This is a genomic window from Bacillus sp. B4EP4a (assembly GCF_006680105.1).
Taxonomy (GTDB): domain Bacteria; phylum Bacillota; class Bacilli; order Bacillales; family DSM-1321; genus Peribacillus; species Peribacillus simplex_E.
The window spans coordinates 1-953 of the sequence record NZ_VHIK01000097.1 but is presented as its reverse complement, the minus strand read 5'-3'; the positions used below and the strand labels follow the sequence as shown (position 1 = coordinate 953).

Below are 953 nucleotides of genomic sequence, written 5' to 3'. Positions count from 1 at the left end.
CTCCATTGTTGAAAAATTAACTCAAGCAATTATAGGAACAGCCATAATTTTCAATTTTGACCAGACAGATAAAAAGAAGAGGTTTGTTGACGATAATTTCAATAAAATATAGTCCCTTCTTATTCAGTTAAAGGGTGCGATTCTTTAATAAGAATCGCTTTTCTTATACAACTACCATGAAAATAAGTTTCTTTAAAAATGGAAAAATGACAATACTTAAGAAGACTCTGCTCAATCGTTTAAAAAAAGAGGAGAGCGTTAATTAATTAGTCTATGGATTTGGGTTGACCGGATTAAGGTCAGTATCAGTATTGACACTTCCTAACCATTTTCATTCTTTGCGATTCATGGATGGCTAACGGGTGGGTTAGTTGCAAATTTGAGCTATCATTAAGGCAGCTCTTTTATTATGGAACTAACGGGGCAGATTAGTTGTACAAGGAATAAGACTTTATAATATTGAATTCTATTGTAGATGATGAAAGGGGAATTAAATGTACTATAAGGTCATAATAAACATGCCAATATCTAATCATGAAGTACCAGAATTAAGGGAACTGATTGGTTGGGGAAGACGAGACAAAGACTTCCCAACCTTATTCAAACGATGTAACTTTTGGGCTGGAGTAAGAAACGAAAATAATAAACTTATAGCATTTGGTTATGTTGCTGGTATGGGATTAGAACATGGTTATATGGAAGACATAATTGTTCATCCTGATTATCAAAAAATGGGAATTGGTGTGGGGTTAGTAAGAGAATTATTAAGCGAATCTGAACGGTATGGTTTAGCAATTGTTACCTTAACGTATGATTCCAAACATAAAAACTTTTATGAAACCTGTGGCTTTACTCCCTGTTCAGGTGGGTTATGGAAAAAACAGTAATGAACTAACAGGTGCTTTCGTATTATAAGGTTAGCCAGTTTTTACTGGTTGACCTTTTTTTAATAG

The 953-nt window shown here is 33.7% G+C and carries 1 protein-coding gene; it reads left to right on the top strand.

Annotated elements, in window-relative coordinates:
• Window positions 1–494 precede the first annotated feature (494 nt).
• Entirely contained in the window at window positions 495–887 is a 393-nt protein-coding gene (locus FNK51_RS26155) for a GNAT family N-acetyltransferase (protein ID WP_141995234.1), read from the top strand.
• The last annotated feature ends 66 nt before the right edge of the window (window positions 888–953 follow it).